Origin of the sequence: Microcoleus sp. S36b_A4, from assembly GCF_036700645.1 — a bacterium.
In the GTDB taxonomy this organism is placed as follows: domain Bacteria; phylum Cyanobacteriota; class Cyanobacteriia; order Cyanobacteriales; family Microcoleaceae; genus Microcoleus.
The window spans coordinates 66,761-87,525 of record NZ_JAUBPI010000010.1 but is presented as its reverse complement, the minus strand read 5'-3'; the positions used below and the strand labels follow the sequence as shown (position 1 = coordinate 87,525).

Sequence of the window (20,765 nt, the reverse complement as noted above, 5' to 3'; positions counted from 1 at the left end):
GATGTCTTACAGCGAGTTCACCTCAATTATAAAAGTTAAACACGCCTTTGGATTAACAACTGTAGAAGGCCCGCGATTTCTACCGCAAATAACTCCGATCGCTCCGAGTGCAACCCTGACAGATTTTTTGGCAAATAGTTTACCCGTAGCTGTGGCCACAGGTAGCGAAAAAGCTCGATCGGAAATGATTATTACTCCGGTACTGCTGGAAGTCAGGAAGATTTTGCAGCAGAATATTAGCTTGTTTTCGGGGGAAGACTTTACGGTTGATTATGAAATTGGACTAAACGGGATTTGTGATTATTTGATTAGTCGTTCTCCCGAAATGCTGGAGATTGAAGCACCCGCAGTGGCGGTTGTTGAGGCTAAAAAAGCCGATTTGAAGACAGGAATTGGACAGTGCGTTGCAGAAATGGTGGCAATGCAGAAGTTTAATGAAGCGAAGGGGAAACCAATTTCAGTTATTTATGGCAGTGTCAGCAACGGCACGCAGTGGCGATTTCTCAAACTAGAGGAAAAAATTGTATCGATCGATCTTAATGACTATGCCTTGCCTCCGGTGGACGAAATTTTGGGAATGCTGGTTTGGATGGTACGAGATGGCTGAATAATCGCGATCGCACTTTTGACTCAATTCTAGAAAGAGCGATCGCACATTTATGACTTCATTGCAGGCGGATTAATTTCACTAAAAGACTCATGATTTCTCCCTGATCGGGTGTAATAATGATGCGATTGTCGGGAATGGCGATCGGATGAGTCCAACGAACAGCTTCTTCGTAGCGCAATGCGTGCAGTTGGTGGATAGTTCGCCGTACCCCCAGCGGCGAACCGATGATGACGTGACGGACTGCTTCGCGATCGGCCTCAAAGGTTTGGTTGGTTAAAACATTGGGCGATGTTTGGTTCGATGATGAATCTTGCAACATAGCTTTGACTAATAATTTTGGATAGGTTTGATGCTTTGTAACGGTAAAACCGCGTACAATAACAAGTTGAAGAAAAGACAGCAATTCCCCTACAGCACAAGTGGCTTAGCTGGTGCTGTCTAATCTCTATTGCTATAAGCGTAAATCAAATAACGGTATGCGTCAACGTATTTAATAAAACCGTGCATTATTTAACATAAAGTAACAAATAGCCTATGGAAATCTCAGAAAGAGCCCAGCGATCGCCCCTAATGCGACTGAGAGTTCAGCGGTTTATGACTCAAAAGCAGCTAGCAGAAGCACTTGGCGTTACGGAAGCGACGGTAAGGAACTGGGAATCCGGGCGATCTGTACCGAAGCTAACGCCTGTTCAATACAAGAAGTTGCTAGAGATTCTGCAAATTACCTCTGCTGAATTACCAGACCAATTTGGTTTTCCCAGCGATGCTGATGGATAGAATATTAAGAGTGGCAAATAATAATGATACTGTTTACCTTCTCAGCCAATTAAAAATGTGGTGGTTCATCAAAATGACAACTCTGACCGTATAAATTCTTTGTTCTGAGGCGGCAATATTTTCAGCAGCCGAGTCTCAACACCCGGAACCTCTGCTTTACGGAATCACAGACGGAAAGGCTGTTGGAACATATTTGGAGCAAAAGTTCAGACTCTATCTCAAGCAGCAATATGAATTTATAGATGGCAATTCAGCAAGCGGCATCGATTTCCCAGGGATATTGGTTGACGTGAAGGTAACAAGTGTTAGGCAACCGCAGTCGTCATGTCCTTTCAAATCTGCAAGGCAAAAGATTTTTGGGCTGGGATATTCACTGATTATCTTTGTTTACGAAAAGACAGACAACAGTACCATCCGAACTGCAACGCTGAATATTTTGCATACAATTTACGTTAGTGCCGAAAGAACAGCAGATTTTCAAATGACCCGTGGAATTCGCTATATTTTAGATAACGAAGGCAATAAAGATGATTTGCTTGCTTTCATGTTTGACAAAAATCTACCTGTTGACGAAATTGAAGCAGGTAACATTGCAGACGAAATACTGAGAAACCCACCCTTGCAAGGTTATTTGACCATTTCTAATGCGTTGCAATGGCGACTTCAGTATGGAAGGGTCATTGAGCGTGCCGGACAACAGGAAGGTGTTATCGCAGTTTATAAATCTAACCAATGAGTTCTAACAATCGCAAAACCAAACTAGAATACGGCGATTTTCAGACACCGCCGGCATTAGCCGAGATGGTATGTCGAAAATTAGTAGAACTTAATGTCAATCCTGGCACCATAATTGAGCCGACGTGCGGTATCGGTAATTTTATTCAAGCTGCTGCACGTTCGTTTCCATCCGCATCCAAAATTATCGGGGTTGAAATAAATCAAAATTACTTAAAAGAAGTCAGACTAAATAAGCAATTATTTCAGGATCAGAGATGCGATATTTGGCACGGAGATTTCTTTGATTTTAATTGGAAATCATTACTCGATCGATGTAGCACTCGACTGCTTGTACTCGGCAACTTTCCATGGGTGACCAACTCGCAACAAGGAACTATTGGTAGCGAAAATTTACCTAAGAAAAACAATTTTCAAAATCACAGGGGCTTAGATGCTCTCACAGGTAAGAGTAACTTCGATATCTCAGAATGGATGCTGATTCAGGCGGTGCAATGGCTGCAAAAGCGCGATGCCGATCTAGCGATGCTTTGCAAGACTTCGACTGCTAGAAAGTTATTGAATTACCTTCACTCTCAAAAACTCAATCTGGCTGACTGTGCAACTTACAAAATAGATGCTAAAAAATATTTTGATGCAAATGTTGATGCTTGTTTGTTAGTCTGCAAATTTGATGCTCATTCGCGAAACTACTTCTGCGATGTATTTAGCAGTTTAGAAACTTCAGACTGTCACCGAATTGGATATCACAACAATCTCTTGGTTAAGGATATAAATTCTTTCAGTAAATTGAGTAATTTATATGCTGTGAATTCAGGGACAAAATGGCGATCTGGTGTAAAGCACGACTGTTCTAACGTGATGGAGTTTCGCAAAATAGACAATTATTTTGTAAATACATTCGGAGAAGTTGTCGATATTGAGGACACTTATCTGTTTCCGCTAATCAAAGGCTCTGGTGTTGCTCAAAATCGAATTAATGCTACCGATCGATATATGCTCATTACTCAAAAATTTATCGGGGAGTCAACTGAAAATATCAAAAAAATAGCTCCTAAAACCGGGCGCTATCTGGAGGATTGCGGGCAATATTTAGATAATCGAAAAAGCAAAATTTATCAAAACAACCCTCGATTTTCGATTTTTGGAGTTGGCGATTATACCTTCAAACTTTGGAAAATTGCGATTTGCGGGCTTTATAAAAAACTGGATTTTAGGTTGATCGGTGAAATAGCTGATAAACCTGTGGTTTTTGATGATACTGTTTACTTTCTCGGCTTTGACGACGAGGGAGTTGCGCGTCAAACTTTTGAGCTTTTGAATTCACCGGCGGCGATTAACTTTTATTCAGCGATCGTATTTTGGGATGAAAAGCGCCCGATTAAATCCAGTATTTTAAATTGTCTGAATCTGGCACTACTGGCAGATTGGGAGTTTGTAACCGCAGATGCACGCAGATAAACGCAGATGGATAGAGATATAATTTATATTATCAGTAATTATGAAAACCTATAACTCTAACTTTACCCAAGCTCGTAAACTTCGAGGAATTTGTGGAGTGGCTGCCTGAAAATTCGGCAGTAAGCTGATTATAACTCACATTTTTCAGCATTTGCATGAACAGGCAAGATGCCTGTTCCAGAAGAGATCAATTTTCTTATGGGGTGGGCCGAAGAACCCGGCCCCAAAAAGATTTATCTCTCGCCCTTTTACATCTTAAACTTCTCCACAATCCGTCTCATCGCTTCTTCCACATTCTCCCGACTATTAAACGCCGAAATGCGGAAATAACCCTCACCCGCCGCACCAAAACCAGAACCCGGAGTTCCCACCACATTGCAAGTTTCCAGCAACTTCTGAAAGAAATCCCAACTCGACAAACCGTGAGGCGTTTTCACCCACACATAAGGTGCATTTTCGCCACCAAAAACCTCGATTCCTGCGGCTGTCAATTTCTCGCGAATAATCGCAGCATTTTCCATGTAAAAATTGACTAATGCCTGAATCTGTGCCTTGCCAGCCTCAGAATAAACGGCCTCAGCACCGCGCTGCACGATGTAAGAAACTCCGTTAAATTTAGTAGATTGGCGGCGGTTCCACAATTTCCAAATTTCGACATCGGAACCATCTGCTGCTTTTCCAGTCAAAGTCTTCGGTACAACGGTTAACGCGCAGCGAGTACCCGTAAAACCAGCATTTTTGGAAAAAGAACGAAATTCGATCGCACAATCCCGCGCCCCTTCAATTTCGTAGATAGAATGCGGTAAACTCGGATCGGTAATATACGCTTCGTAAGCCGCATCGAAGAAAATAATCGAACCGTTAGCTTTAGCATAATTTACCCAAGCTTGCAAGTGTTCCTTAGTTGCAGTTGCCCCCGTCGGGTTATTCGGGAAACACAAGTAAATTAAATCGACTTTTTTGTCTGTGGGAATTTCCGCAGTAAAATTGTTTTCTGCTGTAATTGGCAGGTAAACTAAGCCGCCGTATTCGCCATTTTCGTTCGCATCTCCGGTGTGCCCAGCCATCACGTTAGTGTCTACATACACCGGATAAACTGGATCGGTAACTGCGATCGTGTTATTGTTGCCAAAGATATCGAGAATATTGCCACAATCGCACTTAGAACCATCAGAAATAAAGATTTCCGAAGCATCAACATCGCATCCCCGCGACTTGAAATCGTGCTCGGCAATTTTCTCCCGCAGCCACTCATAACCTTGTTCCGGGCCGTATCCTTTAAAGGTATCCCGCGAACCCATTTCTTCCACCGCCGCCACCATCGCTTGGCGACAAGCAGCCGGTAGTGGTTCAGTCACGTCGCCAATCCCCAGCCGAATGATGGGCGCTTCGGGATTCGCCTCTGCAAAGGCTTTCACCCTGCGCCCAATCTCAGGAAACAGGTAGCCAGCTTTGAGTTTAAGGTAGTTGTCGTTGATAGTTGCCATAGTTCGATCGCTACAAATGTCGTAGAATAGCTTACTGCTACATAAGATTGACATAAAGCGGACAAGACTAACATCTCGGACACTTAAAACTTACTTCCTGCTTCTACGTAGGGAGTCGGCTCCTTCTACTCCACAGGCGTGAATTCAGGACTAGCCATCCTTACTCTATCTCTTGAGACCGACGCTAAATTAATTGCGGCATTCAAATCTCGATGACAACTGTTACCACAAGCCTCACAAACAAACACTCGCTCCGAAAGTGGCATCGGTTGAATGTTACCGCACTTTGAGCAAGTTTTAGATGAAGGATACCATCTATCTACCACTTCGACAACAGTGCCGTAGATGGGAGATTTATAAGTGAGTTCTCGTCGAAATTCATAAAACCCTGAATGTAAAATTGCAGCAGCCAGTTTGTGATTTGCTGCCAAGCCAGAAATATTTAAATCTTCGATGCAAATGTGAGCGTACCTTTGGCTGATTTCTGTCGTTGTTTTCTGTAAGAAATCTCGCCGCCTATTGGCAATATCGGCGTGTTTTTTAGCAAGCTTTCGATAAAATTTCCGAGCGTTTTTCGAGGTTTTGATACCAACTTTTCTATTTCCTAATTGCTGGTGACGGTGGCGGTACTGTAGTTTCCCTAGCTTGATTTTCGCTGTTTTTAGGGAATCTGGCAGTTGGTATACCGTACCGTCACTCAAGGTGGCAAAGGTGGATACTCCTAAATCTATGCCTATCGGTTCAGATACGGAGTGATATAAAGGGGGGATTTTGTCCGCTTTTATTGTAAAACTGACGTACCATTTATCCGCAGTACGGCTGATGGTAAATGTTTGAGAACAACAGTTGTACCCGATAGCTTCTTTCAGACGAAACGTTCCCAATGTGGGAATTTTTATGCGATTGCCAGCCATCTGAAATATTGGCCCATTGCTGCTGTCTACGGTAAAGGAGTCCCCGGACTTCTTGCGTTTGAAATTAGGAAACCCGCTCCCCCCTTTGAAAAAGCGTTCGAGGCCGTTATTGAAGGCAATGAAAGCGTTTTGATAAACGCGGGATGATAAAGTATTAGTCCATTGATATTCTGGTTGTTTTTTGATGAAGTTGGTGAAGTTTTTTTTTATTTCGGCAATCTTTCGGGTACGGCTGACTTTGATGTCCATCACGCCCATGTACAGGGTACAAGCCAAGTTGTAGCAAAACCGAGCGTAACCAGCATGTCGCGCCATTAGGGTACGTTCAGCATTGTTGAGTTTGAGTTCTAGCTTCAGGGCGTACATAGCCAGGGAGCGAGTCAGGAGTGCCAACATTAATACTTATTTTACCAGTCACAGACCGCGAAAGGACAAAAACACCGTGTTTTTTTGGACAAGATGTCTTAAATGTCAAGAAAAGTTTATGAAACTGCCGTTTAGTATCATCTCCCAATTGTCTCTCTCAAGCAGCAGCAAGTTCGGCAACCAGCAGTGTACGGGATTTAACCTATGTAACCGATGGATGTTGGGCCAAGACAAAGATTTTCCCACTCGAACACTCGAACACTCGGCCAATCCGCCATTACAGGCAATCTGGGTAGTTGTTCAACAGCCATTGACCAAAAAATCAAATCTGCTTGTATAATCAGAATAGTGTGCAGCGCAGAAACAATTATGGACGAGATCGAGTACGCCAAACTCTATCAAGAACTGGCGGCAATTCTGGATGAGTTTAATTTTGGTTGGGTAGTTCAACAAGTAGCGGATACTGTAGAGATAGGCAAAGTAATTGAAGAGCGATCGCTCAAAAGAAAAACACCCCTCCTCAAGATAGAAGATTATACCGCAAAAGAACAACTTTTGCTGTTAATTGATGCTGTCGAGCAAGCGACTGTGAACACTTCCGAAATGGAAGACGAAATTGCTTATTTCTTGAAAGTAGAATCAGAAACCTCTCCCCTCGGCACAAAAATTACCTTTGCCAATTCAGGTGGCGAAACTGCCAAAACAATTGAGTTTACCTCCAGCGTCACAGCCCCCCGTCACAAACAGGCGATCGCCCTCAAGCACTTGCTCGAAAAACTGCCCTCCGGGCCCAGCAACTACGCCATCAATTCCGAAATTAAAAGCAAATTAAAAAGCTCGATCGATCCTGAATTTAACACAGCGGCAGAACAATCCAGAATTTTTGATACTTACCTCTTCACTATTCTGCTAAAAGCTGTTGCTAATGAAGGCGGTACTATTTATTACAACAATGTTTTAGACGACGAAACACCGAAATATTTAACATTTAGAAAGACAGCGGGAAAAATCCACGGAACTGCACATCCCTATACTCATGCTGTTGTGGAATTTCCTGACAAACCAGCCCTGGAAGTTCACCTAGGAGTAAAAGTCCAAGGTAGAGCCGGAGTTTTGCACAACTGTAACGTTTTAATTTTGTACCAAAAAGAAGCGAATATCTGCCGCTTGCTCAACCGCGAACCCCGGCACTCGCAGGTGATTTTAGCAGTAAAATCGGAACACAGCACCTCAGAACTAAAACTAGAAATTGCCGGTGCTTTTATCGGCTTAGCGTCAGATATTCGCTACGAAGGCGGCAGCTATTTCATTTCTAACAGTTACTCCCAACCCGTAGCAAAACTGCTAACTACCGCTCGCAAAAAATGGGAACTCAACATTGTTCCGACAGCCACAAACGATGTCCACCGACTGATGTACTCATTTCAAACTATCTTTAAAGACTTTAAGGCCAGAAACTGATTCAGTTAATACCATTTCACAAAAGTCTTGCCACATTTTTGGTGTGGGGTTTCGTTCCACGGACTTATATCAAATCCGGTAGCATCGTTCTGCTGGTAAAGTCTCCTTCAATCTGCCACCAAATATAAGCACAATTTTCTGTTTTTCGGCTCACAGTCAACAGTCAACACTCAACACTCAACCATCATTTGTTTTTCGGCTCACAGTCAACAGTCAACAGTCAACAGTCAACTTTCCTAGATTTGCCCGGTTAAATGTATCTGCTAATGTATCTGTTACATGAGCCAAGAAAATAATCTATCATGTTGCGAGCACCCGAACCTTACGAATAATGTTTAAGAAAGATAAATCTTCCCTGCTGTTTACGATCGGAGCCGCCACACTTCTGATCGGTTTAGGCTTTGTCACCTACTACCTCGTCATTTCCCGTGGGCCCGCCAAAGATTTGCCGCCGGGGGCAACGGTTGTCCCGCAAGACACGATGATGGCCCTATCCATCACCACCGATGAATCGCAGTGGAATAGACTGCGAGAATTTGGCACGCCGGAGTCAAAAGCTTCGTTTGAGAGGTTTTTAACGGAAATGCGCGATCGCCTGCTCACAAGCAACGGCTACGCCTACCAGCAAGACATTCAACCCTGGGTTGGTAACACAGCAATGGTAGCCTTTCTCCGCAACAAAATAGCTATACCAGCCCCCTCGCCGGCACCCAACGCGCCCCCATCTCCGCCAATTCAACAGTCAGTGGCAATTATCCTGCCAATTGCCAACCCGATCAAAGCCAAAGAATTATTAGCAAAATCCAGACCCCTCAGCCAAGGAAAAATTGTTGAGCGTAATTATAAAGGTGTGCAAGTCACAGAAACTCAAGGCGTACCCGATCGCAATTTCTCCGTCGCGGTACTCGGCACAAGTTATCTAGCAGTCACCACAGATCCTAGCGCTACAGACAGAATAATCGACACCTACAAAGGCGAACCTTCCCTCGCAAAAACCCCTGGCTATGCAGACGCCATAGACAAAATAAAAAGTCCGGGCGCTTTCGGTCAAATCTACGTCAATATGCCCGTTGCCACCGCCTATGCCGCCGCCAACTCAGCCCGTGAAATTTCGCCAGAAAGCCTCGAAAAACTGCAACAAAATCAGGGATTTGCCACCACAGCGACGCTGGATGTAGAAGGAATTGCCTTCAAATCAGTCTCTTGGCTAAAACCAGATTCTACCAGAAGGATAGCAGTAGAAAACAATGCTCTAAAAATGGTTAACCGCCTGCCAAACAATACAATAATGATGGTATCCGGCGGCAACTTGCAGCGTTTGTGGCAAGACTACGTATTAGGAGCCGATGCAAACCCGATTTCCCCAATTAATCCCCAAGTTTTACGCACAGGTTTAAAATCCACTACCGGCTTGGATTTAGATAAAGACTTGATGAACTGGATGGCGGGAGAATTTTCTTTATCATTAATACCAGCGCCCGCCCAGAATCCCAGAGACAAATTTGCGGCCGGATTTGTATTTATGGTGGAAACAAACAACCAGGGCGCAGCGAACAAATCCCTGAAACAGCTTGATGAAACCATGAAAAGTAAAGGATTTAGAGTGGAGGAAATTCAAGTCGGTGGCAAACCGGCGATTAAATGGACATCGCCGTTTGGAGGGATTACGGTAACTCGCGGCTGGATGAACAATGTAGCGTTTATGACAGTAGGAGCTCCCGTGGTTGATTCGATCATTCCGGAACCGAAAAGTCCGCTTTTAAGCAGCGAACTGTTCCAGAAAACTGTCCGATCGGAACTTAAACCCCACAACGGCAATTTCTTCATTGACACCGAGAGTGCGTTTAACCCGAAAAACCTAGCTTTGCCGGAGTTTCCTCCCAACCAAAAAATGTGGATAGACGCCACGCGGTCGATCGGCGTTACAGCGGCCGTCATTGGCGATCGTACCACCCGTTATGACGCTTTTGTCGGTCTCAAAAAATCCACCCCATCCACTCCTTCTGCAAATCCTTCACCGCGCCCTGCTTCACCGCGCTCTGCTTCACCCAGCCCCTCGCCCACTGTCCAAACTTCACCCAATTAACTCTTAAATCCTGCCACAAATCCGCCTGCACACCCCCTTAAACACCCACAGGGCGATCGATTAAAACCGAAAAGCAGCAGCTCAAAATCCGCAATAGTGGAGTTGACTGCAAGAAGGAAATAGAGCCGGATTTAAGGAGTTTTACTTCACAAAACCTCACACAAATAAACCCAAAAACCCGGTTTTTTAAATAAACCGGGTTTCTGAATACTCTAACAATTTGACTTACTGAAGAAGAATTCAGCAGCCAGAATCCAGAAGGGATTCTGTGCGACAGGATCGAGAATCGAGGTTTAAAGCCCCGATTTTAATCGTGGATCACAAAAAATTTTTCCGTGACCCTTAACTATCACTTGAGGCAGGGGGTATTCTACCTTCTGAATTCTTTCTTTTGACTCCTTCTCATTTCTTCTTTCCATAATTTTAATTTTCGGCAAGCATATAGTTTTTTTTGTTGTGTATAAAATATTTTGGGATGTTTCCCGGTCAGTCTTGGACGCAGAAACCTAGTTTTTGAACCCCCATCCTTCCTTCAGACTATCAATAATATTTAAAAAACCGGGCTTCTAGGCGTCGGATAGCCTCTAGAAAAGCCGTTTTTGTTATTTTTTATTAATATGTCATGCGGAAGATACAGAGCCTAGGCATTTCAAGTTATATTTAGAATGTGGAGAAGATACGCTGAGAAAATTGCAAAAGCAGAGGCAAATTCTACCCATTGACTCCTAAATGCACTTGCACTCAGGAACCCGGTTGCTTCATAAATATAGCGTCTTCAACTGTTCCGAAAAACCTATGCAGATATTGGCATTTCTAGTCAGCACCTGTACAACATGGGAACCTGCCGTCAAGCGTCTTAACTGACCACTTTCATCTGGTCATAACACCGTGATGTAAACACCAGCATTATGCAGTGTCGAAGGCGATTAAGGAACGAGTAAACAGGTTGATAAAGCGTATCGCTTTCCTAACAAGGGAACGTGAACATTTACCAGGTCAAGCTTACTTAGCAATAAGACTCACAGAATAACTCACTAATACCCCTCTGAAAATGAGGGGTGGATTTCCAATCTTCTACGCACATTGACCAGACACAGCACAGATGTGCAGATATTTAGTGACACAGCCGTCAACCCAAGTTTTTTCTAAAAAGGCGATTTCTTTACCGAATTTCTGTGATTTATATATTTTACCCATTAAAAACCTATGAAAGCCGTCAAAAATATTCAAAAAACGTCGAAATTTCTATCAAAAGCAAGAATAAGCAAACTGGCACTTGCTCTGCAAATAGTCTTAATAAATCTTTACTTTTGGCAAGCAAAAGCCGAAGGTCAAACAATTGTTCCAGCGGCGGACGCAACGGGTACTACCGTCACTCCCGGAGCGCAAAACGGAACTCCTGGGCAGCCAACTCGCTTCGATATAGAAGGCGGACAATTATCGAGCGATCGACAAAATCTTTTCCACAGCTTTAAAGAATTCGGCTTGTCGGAAAATCAGATTGCCAACTTTATATCAAACCCCAACATTCGCAACATTTTAGCGGGCATAGGCGGCGGCAACCCCTCGATTATTAACGGCTTAATTCAAGTAACCGGCGGCAATTCTAACTTGTTTCTGATGAATCCATCCGGCATCATATTTGGCAACAGTGCCAGCTTAAACGTGCCGGCTTCTTTCACAGCAACCACCGCCACCGCTATTGGATTTGGTTCAAACTCGTTTAACGCTGTCGGTAGTAGCACTTACGCATCTCTGACAGGCCCGCCCAATTCCTTTACTTTTGGGGCCGATCGAGCAGGGGCAATTATCAACACAGCCGACTTAGCAGTCAAGTCAGGGCAGAACTTAACCTTGGTGGGCGGCACAGTTGTCAGCACCGGCCGCCTTTCTGCCCCAGGCGGTCAAATTACCGTAGCGTCAGTCATCGGGAAAAATTTAGTCCGCGTCAGCCAGCGAGGCAATTTGCTGAGTTTGGAAATCGAGCCGCCCTCAGCGACGAGCCCAGGAACAGCGCCAACAGCTTCGACATTCTCGATCGCATCCTTGCCCGAACTGCTCACCGGCATTGGTGAAACAAACGCTACAGGCATCAGCGTCAATGCCAGCGGTGAAGTGGTACTCACGGCCTCTAACCGAGCATTAGCTGCGGGGGACGTGGCACTAAAAGATGCAAACGCTCAGGCGATCGACATTCAAGCAGCCAACACCATTACAGTCAGCGGAAACCTGACAAGTTCCCAAGGCGGCCCAATCGCCCTACAAGCTAGTGGCGACATTCGCACTGTCGATCTCGACTCCCATTCCGACACCACCGCAGGCGGCAACATCACCGTCACCAGCCGTACCGGAAAAGTAGAAACAGGCAATATCAAGGCAGGGTCGATCGACAAAACCAGCAACGCCGGAGACGTTAGTATTGCAGCACCCTCAAGCAGCATTCAAACAGGGTCCATAGACGCCAACTCCCAAGAAAAACAAGGTGGCGAAGTCACTCTCAACGCCCGCAACGATATCCAAGTAACCCATATCAACACCGAAGGCCGAACAGGCGGAGGAGAGATTGACATTACAGCCGGCGGTAATTTCCGAGCTACAGGCACTTTCACAAACGATAACAATTGCTTGTCGCAAGCTTGCAGCATTTCCGCATCCACTACTGGTAGCGCCAATGGTGGAGATATCACCATTCGCCACGGTGGCGAAGCCTCGAACACTCCTTTCAGCGTTGGGGCCGACTATAACAAACTCAACGGTACTGCTGGCAGCATTGCCACTGGGGGTCCAAAGAAGGAAAATGTTATTACACAGGGAGGTTATTTCAGCCCCAGCCCTCAGATAGTACAGCCGACGCAAATTAACATTACGGCTTCTTCAGTATCGCCAGCACCAACACCAGCACCAACACCAGCACCAACACCCGCACCAACACCAACACCAGCACCAACACCAGCACCCGCACCAACACCCGCACCAACACCCGCACCCGCACCAGCACCAGCACCCGCACCAACACCCGCACCAGCACCAGCACCCGCACCAACACCCGCACCAGCACCAACACCCGCACCAGCACCAGAGCCCACGCCAGCACCAGCACCAACACCAGCACCAACACCAGCACCAACACCCGCACCAACACCAGCACCAACACCAGCACCAACACCCGCACCAACACCAGCACCAACACCAGTACCAACACCAGTACCAACACCAGTACCAACACCCGCACCAACACCAGCACCAACACCCGCACCAACACCCGCACCAACACCCGCACCAACACCAGCACCCGCACCAACACCAGCACCCGCACCAGCACCAGAGCCCACGCCAGCACCAGCACCAGCACCCGCACCAACACCCGCACCCGCACCAGCGCCCGCGCCAGCACCCGCGCCCGCACCCGCGCCCGCGCCAGCACCCGCGCCCGCGCCAGCACCCGCGCCCGCACCCGCGCCCGCGCCAGCACCCGCGCCAGCACCAGCACCCGCGCCCGCGCCCGCACCCGCGCCAGCACCAGTCTCAAATGTGCCACCAGCACCGACAATTACTCAAAATCCAGCACCAGTTTCAAATGTGCCACCAGCACCGACAATTACTCAAAATCCAGCACCAGTCTCAAATGTGCCACCAGCACCGACAATTACTCAAAATCCAGCACCAGTCTCAAATGTGTCACCAGCACCGACAATTACTCAAAATCCAGCACCAGTCTCAAATGTGTCACCAGCACCGACAATTACTCAAAATCCAGCACCAGTCTCAAATGTGCCACCAGCACCAACAATTACTCAAAATCCAGCACCAGTCTCAAATGTGCCACCAGCACCAACAATTACTCAAAATCCAGTGGTTGCGCCTGCTGCTGCGCCGATAAATCTCGCACCGATACCGACACCGGAGCTCGCTGTCAACCAGCCACCCAGCACAAATCCTTTGTTTTCGCCCAGCTTGCAAGAGCAAAACCAGATATCTAATTCCTTGCAACAGCGCATTTCACCTCCCGCACTTGGGAATCTTGACGCTTCCAGGTTGCCAACTAACGTCGATGCCGTTATTTTTCCTGTGGAGGAGAGATTTACCAGGGAGTTTGCCGATTACCTAAGTTTGCCATCAACAAATGCGATCGCCACCCTAGAAGATGCCCAAAATACCCTTCGTGGCGTCCAACAAGCCACAGGCATCAAACCAGCTCTCATTTATATCAGCTTCTTACCCAAGGGTTCTACAGTTGATCGGCCTTACAGTAGTTCCCCCATCTTGCGCGTAGAACACCAAATTCAAGCCTCTGACGAACTGGAAATGATGGTGATCACCCCGGAAGGTGTGCCCGTTCGCCAGCGCATCCCTGGAACCTCTCGCGCCCAGGTAATGGAAGCTGTTCGGAAATTTCGCGATGAACTGACTAATCCGGTAAAGCGCAACACTAAAAGTTATTTGCCCTTGGCTCAGCAACTTTACCAGTGGATGGTAGCGCCGCTCGAAGCAGAACTGCAAGCCAAAGGCATTGAGAATTTATCTTTTATCTCAGATATGGGGTTGCGATCGATACCGATGGGTGCGCTGCACGACGGTAAAGGCTTTCTGGTAGAGCGTTACAGTGTTGGATCGATGCCGAGTCTGAGTTTGACAGATACCAGCGCCACCAATTTCAAAAATACCCAAGTTCTGGCAATGGGGGCGTCGCAATTTGCAGATATGAGTCCTTTGCCTGCGGCGGAAATAGAAGTATCGACCATCACCCCGCAGCAGTGGCCGGGCAAGTCTTTCTTGAATGAAGCTTTTACCCTCGCTAATTTGAAATCGCAGCGCCAGCAGTATCCTTTTGGAATGATTCACTTGGCTACTCACGCCGAATTTCGATCGGGAGATCCCAGCCACTCCTTTATTCAGTTGTGGGATACTAAACTGCGTTTGGATCAGTTACGACAAATGGGATGGCACAGCCCGCAAGTTGAAATGTTAGTTTTGAGTGCTTGCAGGACTGCTGTGGGCGATCAAGAGGCCGAGTTGGGCTTTGGCGGGTTAGCCGTGCAAGCCGGGGTTAAATCGGCTATGGCGACTCTTTGGTATGTCAGCGACGAGGGCAGTTTGGGGTTGATGTCGGAGTTTTACGGGCAGTTGAAAACTGCTCCGATTAAATCAGAAGCACTGCGACAAGCGCAATTAGCGATGTTGCGGGGAGAAGTGCGAATTGAAGGGGGGATGCTGCACACTTCTGTTGGCAATCTGCCGTTACCCCCGGAATTGGCAAACACGACGACTCAGAATTTCTCTCATCCTTATTATTGGTCTGCTTTTAGAATGATTGGTAATCCTTGGTAATAGGGTTTGTTTTAGTCGATCGATTGTTTGACTTTGCGGGCGATCGACTGTTAGCAACTTTTGCGCTGTAACTGTCGCATAATCTTCGAGCGACAGTATTATACTATTATAAAAATCTTGACTTATCGGGAGCGGGAGTATGAGCATTGTTCCACGCGGCATGACAGTCACTGAGGCTTATCGGCTTTATCGGTCAGGTAACTTATTGGTGAACAGAAAGTATCAAAGAAAATTAATTTGGTCGATTGACGAAAAAGAAAACCTGATGGGAAGCATTTTAAAGGGATACCCAATTCCTTTAATTCTCTTAGCTGAACGTCCTTTAATTCATGGAAGTGGCAAGTATGAAATCATAGATGGTATGCAGCGACTTAATGCTATTTGTGGTTTTATTGAAAATGTGTTTTCCTTTGATAACAGGTATTTCGATCTTAACGAGTTCTCCTATGCTAAACAATTAGCTGATGAGCAAGTATTTGATACTGTAGAAAATTTTTATCCTTTATCGAGAACAGAATGTGCCGACATTTTAGATTATCAGCTTGCAGTAACTATCTATAGCGCAATGGATGAAAGCGACATAACAGAGGTTTTTGGTAGAATAAATTCCGGTGGTAAACATTTAAGTAATCAAGAGAAACGACAAGCAGGTGTAACCACACCATTTGCAGAAGTGGTTCGTACAATTGCGATGAAGTTGCGCGGGGATGATAGTCCGAAAACGCTTCGCCTATTTGATATGCCGCAGGTTAGTATTGATTCCAAACCAAATAATCAAGGGTATGGCATTCAAGCAGAAGACACTTTGTGGTGCAAGCAAGGAATTCTTACAATATCTCAACTGCGTGACAGTAACGATGAAGATATGATCGCAGATATTTCAGCCTCGATATTACTTAATGAACCCCTCCCAAGAAGCAGAGAGAGGCTAGATAATCTGTACGATGAAGAGAGTAGTTACTTCCAGTCAATAGAGAATGCTCTAGCCATTTATGGCTCAAATAGACTAGAAGAAAATATTGTAAAAACTTTTTCCCTTCTGGCAGAAACTATTGAAACATATAGCCAGGGTAACAAGTGCTTGGTAAATATTGTAAACTCAGGCAGTAGTAATCCAATTCCCCAGGCATTTTATACAATTTTCATGGCTTTTTTTGAATTAGTAATTGAATCAGAGCTTCTACCTGCTAATCCTCAAGGGATTATGGAGGCACTCAAAAATCTTCAAAATAAGTTAGATCTAAGCCATCGCTATGCAAAGATACAAGATCGTCGAAATAATATTAATCAAACCAAGGGATTGATACAAGACTACTTCGCAAAGCAAGATTCATCAACTTCGGGATACGGTGCAGAGTTGATACAAAATTTCAAAAATTCCTTACTTCGTTCTCGTATAGAAACTGCCAAGTATGAGTGCAAGCAAGGTTTCCTCGATCTGTCACCAACAAGTAGAAAACTAAATGATGGTTTACCTCAGAGACTTGTTGAGACAATTTGCGGAATTGCCAACTCCGATCCCGACACTGATGGATATATTTTCATTGGAGTAGCTGACAAAAAGGAAGATGCCGAAAAAATTAAAATTTTAGATGCAATTAATCCTATTGAAATCAATGATAGATATGTTGTAGGAATTGATAGAGAAGCTAAGTTTTTAGGTAAAACACTAGAGGATCATGTTGGGATATTAATTAATGCAATCAAAAAATCTGCTTTGACTGACACATTAAAGACTCAGGTTCTGATGAAAATTGATACTATATTCTACAAGGGATTCTCTGTGATTATCATTAATATTCCATCTCAAAAAGCTATGTCATTTGTGGGTAAAAAAGCTTTTTTTAGAGAGAATTCTTCAACGGTAGAAGCTGAAGGACCAAAAGTACTTGCTGTTTCTGAACGTTTCAAAAAAAGTAGTTGACGAAGATTAAAAAAGTTCGATCGCCCAAAACATCTTCCACCATCATCAATCCGCTTCTAATCCGCCGGAATCATCCCCGATCGCACCCTGAACATCCTCTCAGCAACGGCGGATGCACCAAAAGAACCCCAAAACCCAGGAAGTAGAGGGGGGGTACGTTTGATTTGTTTGTGCGCGTAAATGGCGCGATCGCCCCCTCAAGTACAATTCCTAACCTCGTATCACTCTCCCTGCGGCAAATTCTCCAGCCAAACCTCTAAATCCTCGATCGACTGAAAATCTAACAATTCCTCTGCTAGAGTTTCAATTTGCTCGATCGACAAATCAGCAATTCTAGTGGTGATAGATTCCGGTAATGTTCCAACTCGCTGATTTAACAGACGGCGATTTAACTGACGTAAAATCAAGGCTCTTCCTTCTTGTTCGCGGCCTTGCACAATGCCTTGTTCAATGCCTTGTTCGATGCCTTCTTCCTTCGCTTCCCGATAAAACCGAGTTTCCTCAAGCGTAATCCCTAACATCGCCTCTGCCTCCCTTCGGTTCAAATTTGTAAACTTGTAAACCAGTATCGTCGTCAGCATATCTATTATGGCGCGACTCGCTGCCTCAGATTCCTCCCGCTGCGATCGCGCCAGCAACAATCGCGCCGCTTCCGGCGTACTCGCTTCGTCGATCGTCGTCAAAGCCATCAGCGCCACCCCCAGCGGCAACTGTTCAATATCCCCCAACTCATCCAAATATACGCGATGCACCTGATTGCAGTTCAAGAGATATCTATACGGATGCGTTTCAGATTGTTCAGTCGATCGACTCGGATAAATTACCACCGCTTCCCAATCTGTAAATCGCTGACGGTTGCGATAAAAATACAAAAACGACTCACCAAACAATCGCTCATACAACAATTCATCCCGCTGAAACTGCACCTCACAGAAATATACAAGTCCCGGCTCAGCATCCGGCGGCAAAAACACCCCATCAATTTCAAACTTCGGTTCCTTCACCGCCACGGAGTCAAATCGATACTGTTCCGCATTCGATGGTGACTCTTCCAATAGCTCAAACAGCAGCGTCGGAGCTTCTTGAAATAACTTGTAAAATATTGAATCTCGACGCATTAACCCAACATCTCCTCTAACCTATGCAACTGCTAGAACCCTCAGTCGATTTTAGATTTTAGATTTTAGATTTGACTCGCCTTGATAAATCTGGGAGGTTGAGCTTTAGTCTAAAATTTGGGGAGTATCCACAACGATTGTCGGGGGCTTCCGTTTTTTTGCTGGTTGCAAAAACAGCAAGTCGGTAATCAGCTCAATCAATTCTAAAGGATTCCAGATCGCCCCAGATCAAAAAACATCCTATATTTTCAGTCCTAGACGCACTCCCGACAAAGAAACCGGGTTTTTTACTTAATCTTCGAGTACGAACGAAGGATTTTCCTAAAAAAACCCGGTTTCTGGCCCCCCGCGCGTAAGTCCTAATTTTGTTAATCGGCGATCGAATTTCGCCCATCAGCATTCCGTGTTTCCTTACTGGGAACTCATCCAACCTCAAGCCCTCAGCCAGAATCAACAAGCGTGACTTGACGGGGTGACACTCGTCTGGTGGGTCAATAGTAGCTTGTTTGATGCGTCCGCGCGATCGCCCGCCCGTACCTCAACAACCGCCAATCACTCATAATTGCCACAAAAATTCAAAATCCCAAACCCAAAACTGCCCAACGCCAGTACGATCGATCTAGTTAGCAAAAATAAGTAAAAACACTACCGGAGTAATTTTTATGGATCTGGTCGTACTCCAGAACTGGCTGGACAACATCTCCTTTGCCGTTTTGTTCTCCACAATGCTCATTTACTGGGTTGGCGCAGCATTCCCCGGCATTCCCTACCTATCAGCCCTAGGAACCGCAGGAATGGCCGTCGCCAACCTCTCCATCGCCGCTTTACTCGGTTCTCGATGGATAGAAGCCGGCTACTTCCCCTTAAGCAATCTCTACGAATCCCTATTTTTCCTAGTTTGGGGAATCACCGCCATCCACCTAGTCGCGGAAAACATGAGTCGTTCCCGCTTAGTAGGAGTAGCCACATCCCCCGTAGCAATGGCAATATCCGCCTTTGCAGCCCTGACTCTGCCCGCCACCATGCAGTCTGCAGAGCCCCTAGTACCCGCCCTCAAATCAAACTGGCTGATGATGCACGTTAGCGTCATGATGCTCAGTTACTCAACTTTAATGGTAGGAGCGTTACTGGCGATCGCCTTTTTAATCGTCACCCGCGGCCAAAAAATCGAACTCACCGGTAGTTCCTTCGGCACCAACAGCAACCGCAACGGCAACTACCGCCTCCAACGCCCTCAAAACCCCGAACTTCAAAATGCAGAAACCAGCGCCGACAGCGCCTTAGTTTTCAGCGAACCCTCTTTCAACTCCAACAATAACGGTTTAGGCACCACCGCAGTGCTCGAATTAGCCACCGTTCAAACCGCATCAACCGCCCCAACTCAAACCGCAGAACTTCTATCGCCCCAGCGCTTGAATCTAGCAGAAACTCTTGATAACATTAGCTATCGCATCATCGGTTTAGGATTCCCTTTACTGACAGTTGGCATTATTGCCGGTGCGGTTTGGGCTAACGAAGCTTGGGGATCATACTGGAGTTGGGACCCGAAAGAAACTTGGGCACTAATTACTTGGTTGGTATTTGCTGCCTACCTGCACGCCCGCATTACTCGCGGCTGGCAGGGAAGACGCCCAGCAATTTTAGCCGCCACAGGTTTTGTGGTAGTTTGGATTTGCTATCTAGGCGTTAATCTGTTAGGCAAAGGTTTACATTCCTACGGTTGGTTTTTCTAATTCCTGATCCACCAATGGGCCACAGAAGAACAGGATAAGTCAAAGAATCGGGATTAATATCATCTCCGGTTGTAGGGTGGGCAATTCCCACCTTACTCAACCAGCGAGTTTCTAATAATCAACTCCCTCTTCCTTCTTCCCTTTTTTTACCAGATCGCGAAGTCGAATGGCCTTCTTCCTTCTTATAACTTCGCTCTTCCTCACATCCGTTACATCCGTTACAAAATCCGTTGCCGAACTTCCTTCCTTCATTAAAATAACGACAATTAATATGGACGAATCGCCAATATTTCCCCGAGAAGACGATGTGGTGTCTGCCCCTACCAGCGCTTTGATGTATCAATGTACATTCAAAGTCAGCGAATTTATGGCCATTATGCAGGCGAAATTGGTAGACGAAAAATTATTTTCAGATGGTCTGGATTGCGAGTTCTTAAGTGCTGGCAAAGATTGGACTAAAGGAAAACTTAGAATGCGTCTGGAGTTCATTCCGCTTGAAGCGGAAATTAAAGAACAAAAAGCCCTTCCTGCCGCTGCAGAAAGATCAGATACCGTGCAAAACTACGCCGTAGCTAGCTCAAATCAAACCAATATAGATGAGCCATTAAATCAATGTGACTCAACAGAAATAAGTAATCATTTTCCTATTTCAAGGTATCCCGACCGCGACCCCCAAAGTATAGGAATGTGGAGCTAAAAAGGCAAAAATTGAGAGATTGGGAGAGGGGGATGCTTCCCCTTCTTTGCTTAAAATCCCTCCGTTAA

General features: G+C 45.6%; 14 protein-coding genes. 10 read left to right on the top strand and 4 right to left on the bottom strand.

Annotated elements, in window-relative coordinates:
- The first annotated feature begins 1 nt into the window (after position 1).
- On the top strand, positions 2 to 607 hold the full coding sequence (locus tag QUA03_RS05295) for a hypothetical protein (RefSeq protein ID WP_333210309.1): 606 nt from the start codon (positions 2 to 4) through the stop codon (positions 605 to 607).
- A 58-nt stretch (positions 608 to 665) separates the two neighbouring features.
- Here QUA03_RS05295 and QUA03_RS05290 read toward each other — a convergent pair whose 3' ends face one another.
- Positions 666 to 929: a hypothetical protein gene (locus QUA03_RS05290; RefSeq protein ID WP_190731698.1), complete on the bottom strand. Its 264-nt coding sequence runs from the start codon at positions 927 to 929 to the stop codon at positions 666 to 668.
- A gap of 215 nt (positions 930 to 1,144) precedes the next feature.
- Here QUA03_RS05290 and QUA03_RS05285 point away from each other — a divergent pair, with 215 nt between their 5' ends.
- The 3 genes from QUA03_RS05285 to QUA03_RS05275 all read left to right on the top strand — a co-directional run bounded on the left by QUA03_RS05285 (position 1,145) and on the right by QUA03_RS05275 (position 3,583).
- Positions 1,145 to 1,387 (top strand): helix-turn-helix transcriptional regulator, encoded by a 243-nt coding sequence (locus QUA03_RS05285; protein WP_333210307.1) that lies wholly within the window; start codon positions 1,145 to 1,147, stop codon positions 1,385 to 1,387.
- A 193-nt stretch (positions 1,388 to 1,580) separates the two neighbouring features.
- On the top strand, positions 1,581 to 2,123 hold the full coding sequence (locus tag QUA03_RS05280) for a type II restriction endonuclease (RefSeq protein WP_333210305.1): 543 nt from the start codon (positions 1,581 to 1,583) through the stop codon (positions 2,121 to 2,123).
- Entirely contained in the window at positions 2,120 to 3,583 is a 1,464-nt protein-coding gene (locus tag QUA03_RS05275; RefSeq protein WP_333210303.1) for a class I SAM-dependent methyltransferase, read from the top strand. Before QUA03_RS05280 ends, QUA03_RS05275 begins: the two co-directional genes overlap by 4 nt.
- A 248-nt stretch (positions 3,584 to 3,831) precedes the next feature.
- Here QUA03_RS05275 and QUA03_RS05270 read toward each other — a convergent pair whose 3' ends face one another.
- Positions 3,832 to 5,070, bottom strand: a complete 1,239-nt coding sequence (locus QUA03_RS05270; RefSeq protein ID WP_333210302.1) for an LL-diaminopimelate aminotransferase — start codon at positions 5,068 to 5,070, stop codon at positions 3,832 to 3,834.
- A 125-nt stretch (positions 5,071 to 5,195) separates the two neighbouring features.
- Complete coding sequence (locus QUA03_RS05265; protein ID WP_333210301.1) at positions 5,196 to 6,380, bottom strand: transposase; 1,185 nt, start codon at positions 6,378 to 6,380, stop codon at positions 5,196 to 5,198.
- A 339-nt stretch (positions 6,381 to 6,719) separates the two neighbouring features.
- On the opposite strand from QUA03_RS05265, the gene QUA03_RS05260 reads away from it, so the two are divergent.
- The 4 genes from QUA03_RS05260 (at position 6,720) to QUA03_RS05245 (ending at position 17,149) form a co-directional block, all read left to right on the top strand.
- Positions 6,720 to 7,811 (top strand): hypothetical protein, encoded by a 1,092-nt coding sequence (locus tag QUA03_RS05260; protein WP_333210300.1) that lies wholly within the window; start codon positions 6,720 to 6,722, stop codon positions 7,809 to 7,811.
- Between the two features lie 331 nt (positions 7,812 to 8,142).
- A complete protein-coding gene (locus QUA03_RS05255; RefSeq protein ID WP_333210298.1) occupies positions 8,143 to 9,897 on the top strand; it encodes a DUF3352 domain-containing protein in 1,755 nt (584 codons plus the stop codon).
- A gap of 1,206 nt (positions 9,898 to 11,103) precedes the next feature.
- On the top strand, positions 11,104 to 15,225 hold the full coding sequence (locus tag QUA03_RS05250) for a CHAT domain-containing protein (protein ID WP_333210296.1): 4,122 nt from the start codon (positions 11,104 to 11,106) through the stop codon (positions 15,223 to 15,225).
- Between the two features lie 139 nt (positions 15,226 to 15,364).
- Positions 15,365 to 17,149, top strand: coding sequence for a GmrSD restriction endonuclease domain-containing protein (locus QUA03_RS05245; RefSeq protein ID WP_333210294.1), 1,785 nt, complete (start codon positions 15,365 to 15,367; stop codon positions 17,147 to 17,149).
- A 221-nt stretch (positions 17,150 to 17,370) separates the two neighbouring features.
- Here QUA03_RS05245 and QUA03_RS05240 read toward each other — a convergent pair whose 3' ends face one another.
- Complete coding sequence (locus QUA03_RS05240; protein ID WP_333210293.1) at positions 17,371 to 18,267, bottom strand: Rpn family recombination-promoting nuclease/putative transposase; 897 nt, start codon at positions 18,265 to 18,267, stop codon at positions 17,371 to 17,373.
- 662 nt (positions 18,268 to 18,929) lie between these two features.
- Here QUA03_RS05240 and ccsB point away from each other — a divergent pair.
- Together ccsB and QUA03_RS05230 are read left to right on the top strand one after the other, a co-directional pair.
- Positions 18,930 to 20,000 carry a c-type cytochrome biogenesis protein CcsB gene (gene ccsB, locus QUA03_RS05235; protein ID WP_333210291.1) on the top strand — a complete coding sequence of 357 codons (1,071 nt, stop codon included), beginning with the start codon at positions 18,930 to 18,932 and terminating at the stop codon, positions 19,998 to 20,000.
- A gap of 271 nt (positions 20,001 to 20,271) precedes the next feature.
- Positions 20,272 to 20,697 carry a KGK domain-containing protein gene (locus QUA03_RS05230; protein WP_333210289.1) on the top strand — a complete coding sequence of 142 codons (426 nt, stop codon included), beginning with the start codon at positions 20,272 to 20,274 and terminating at the stop codon, positions 20,695 to 20,697.
- Positions 20,698 to 20,765 lie beyond the last annotated feature (68 nt).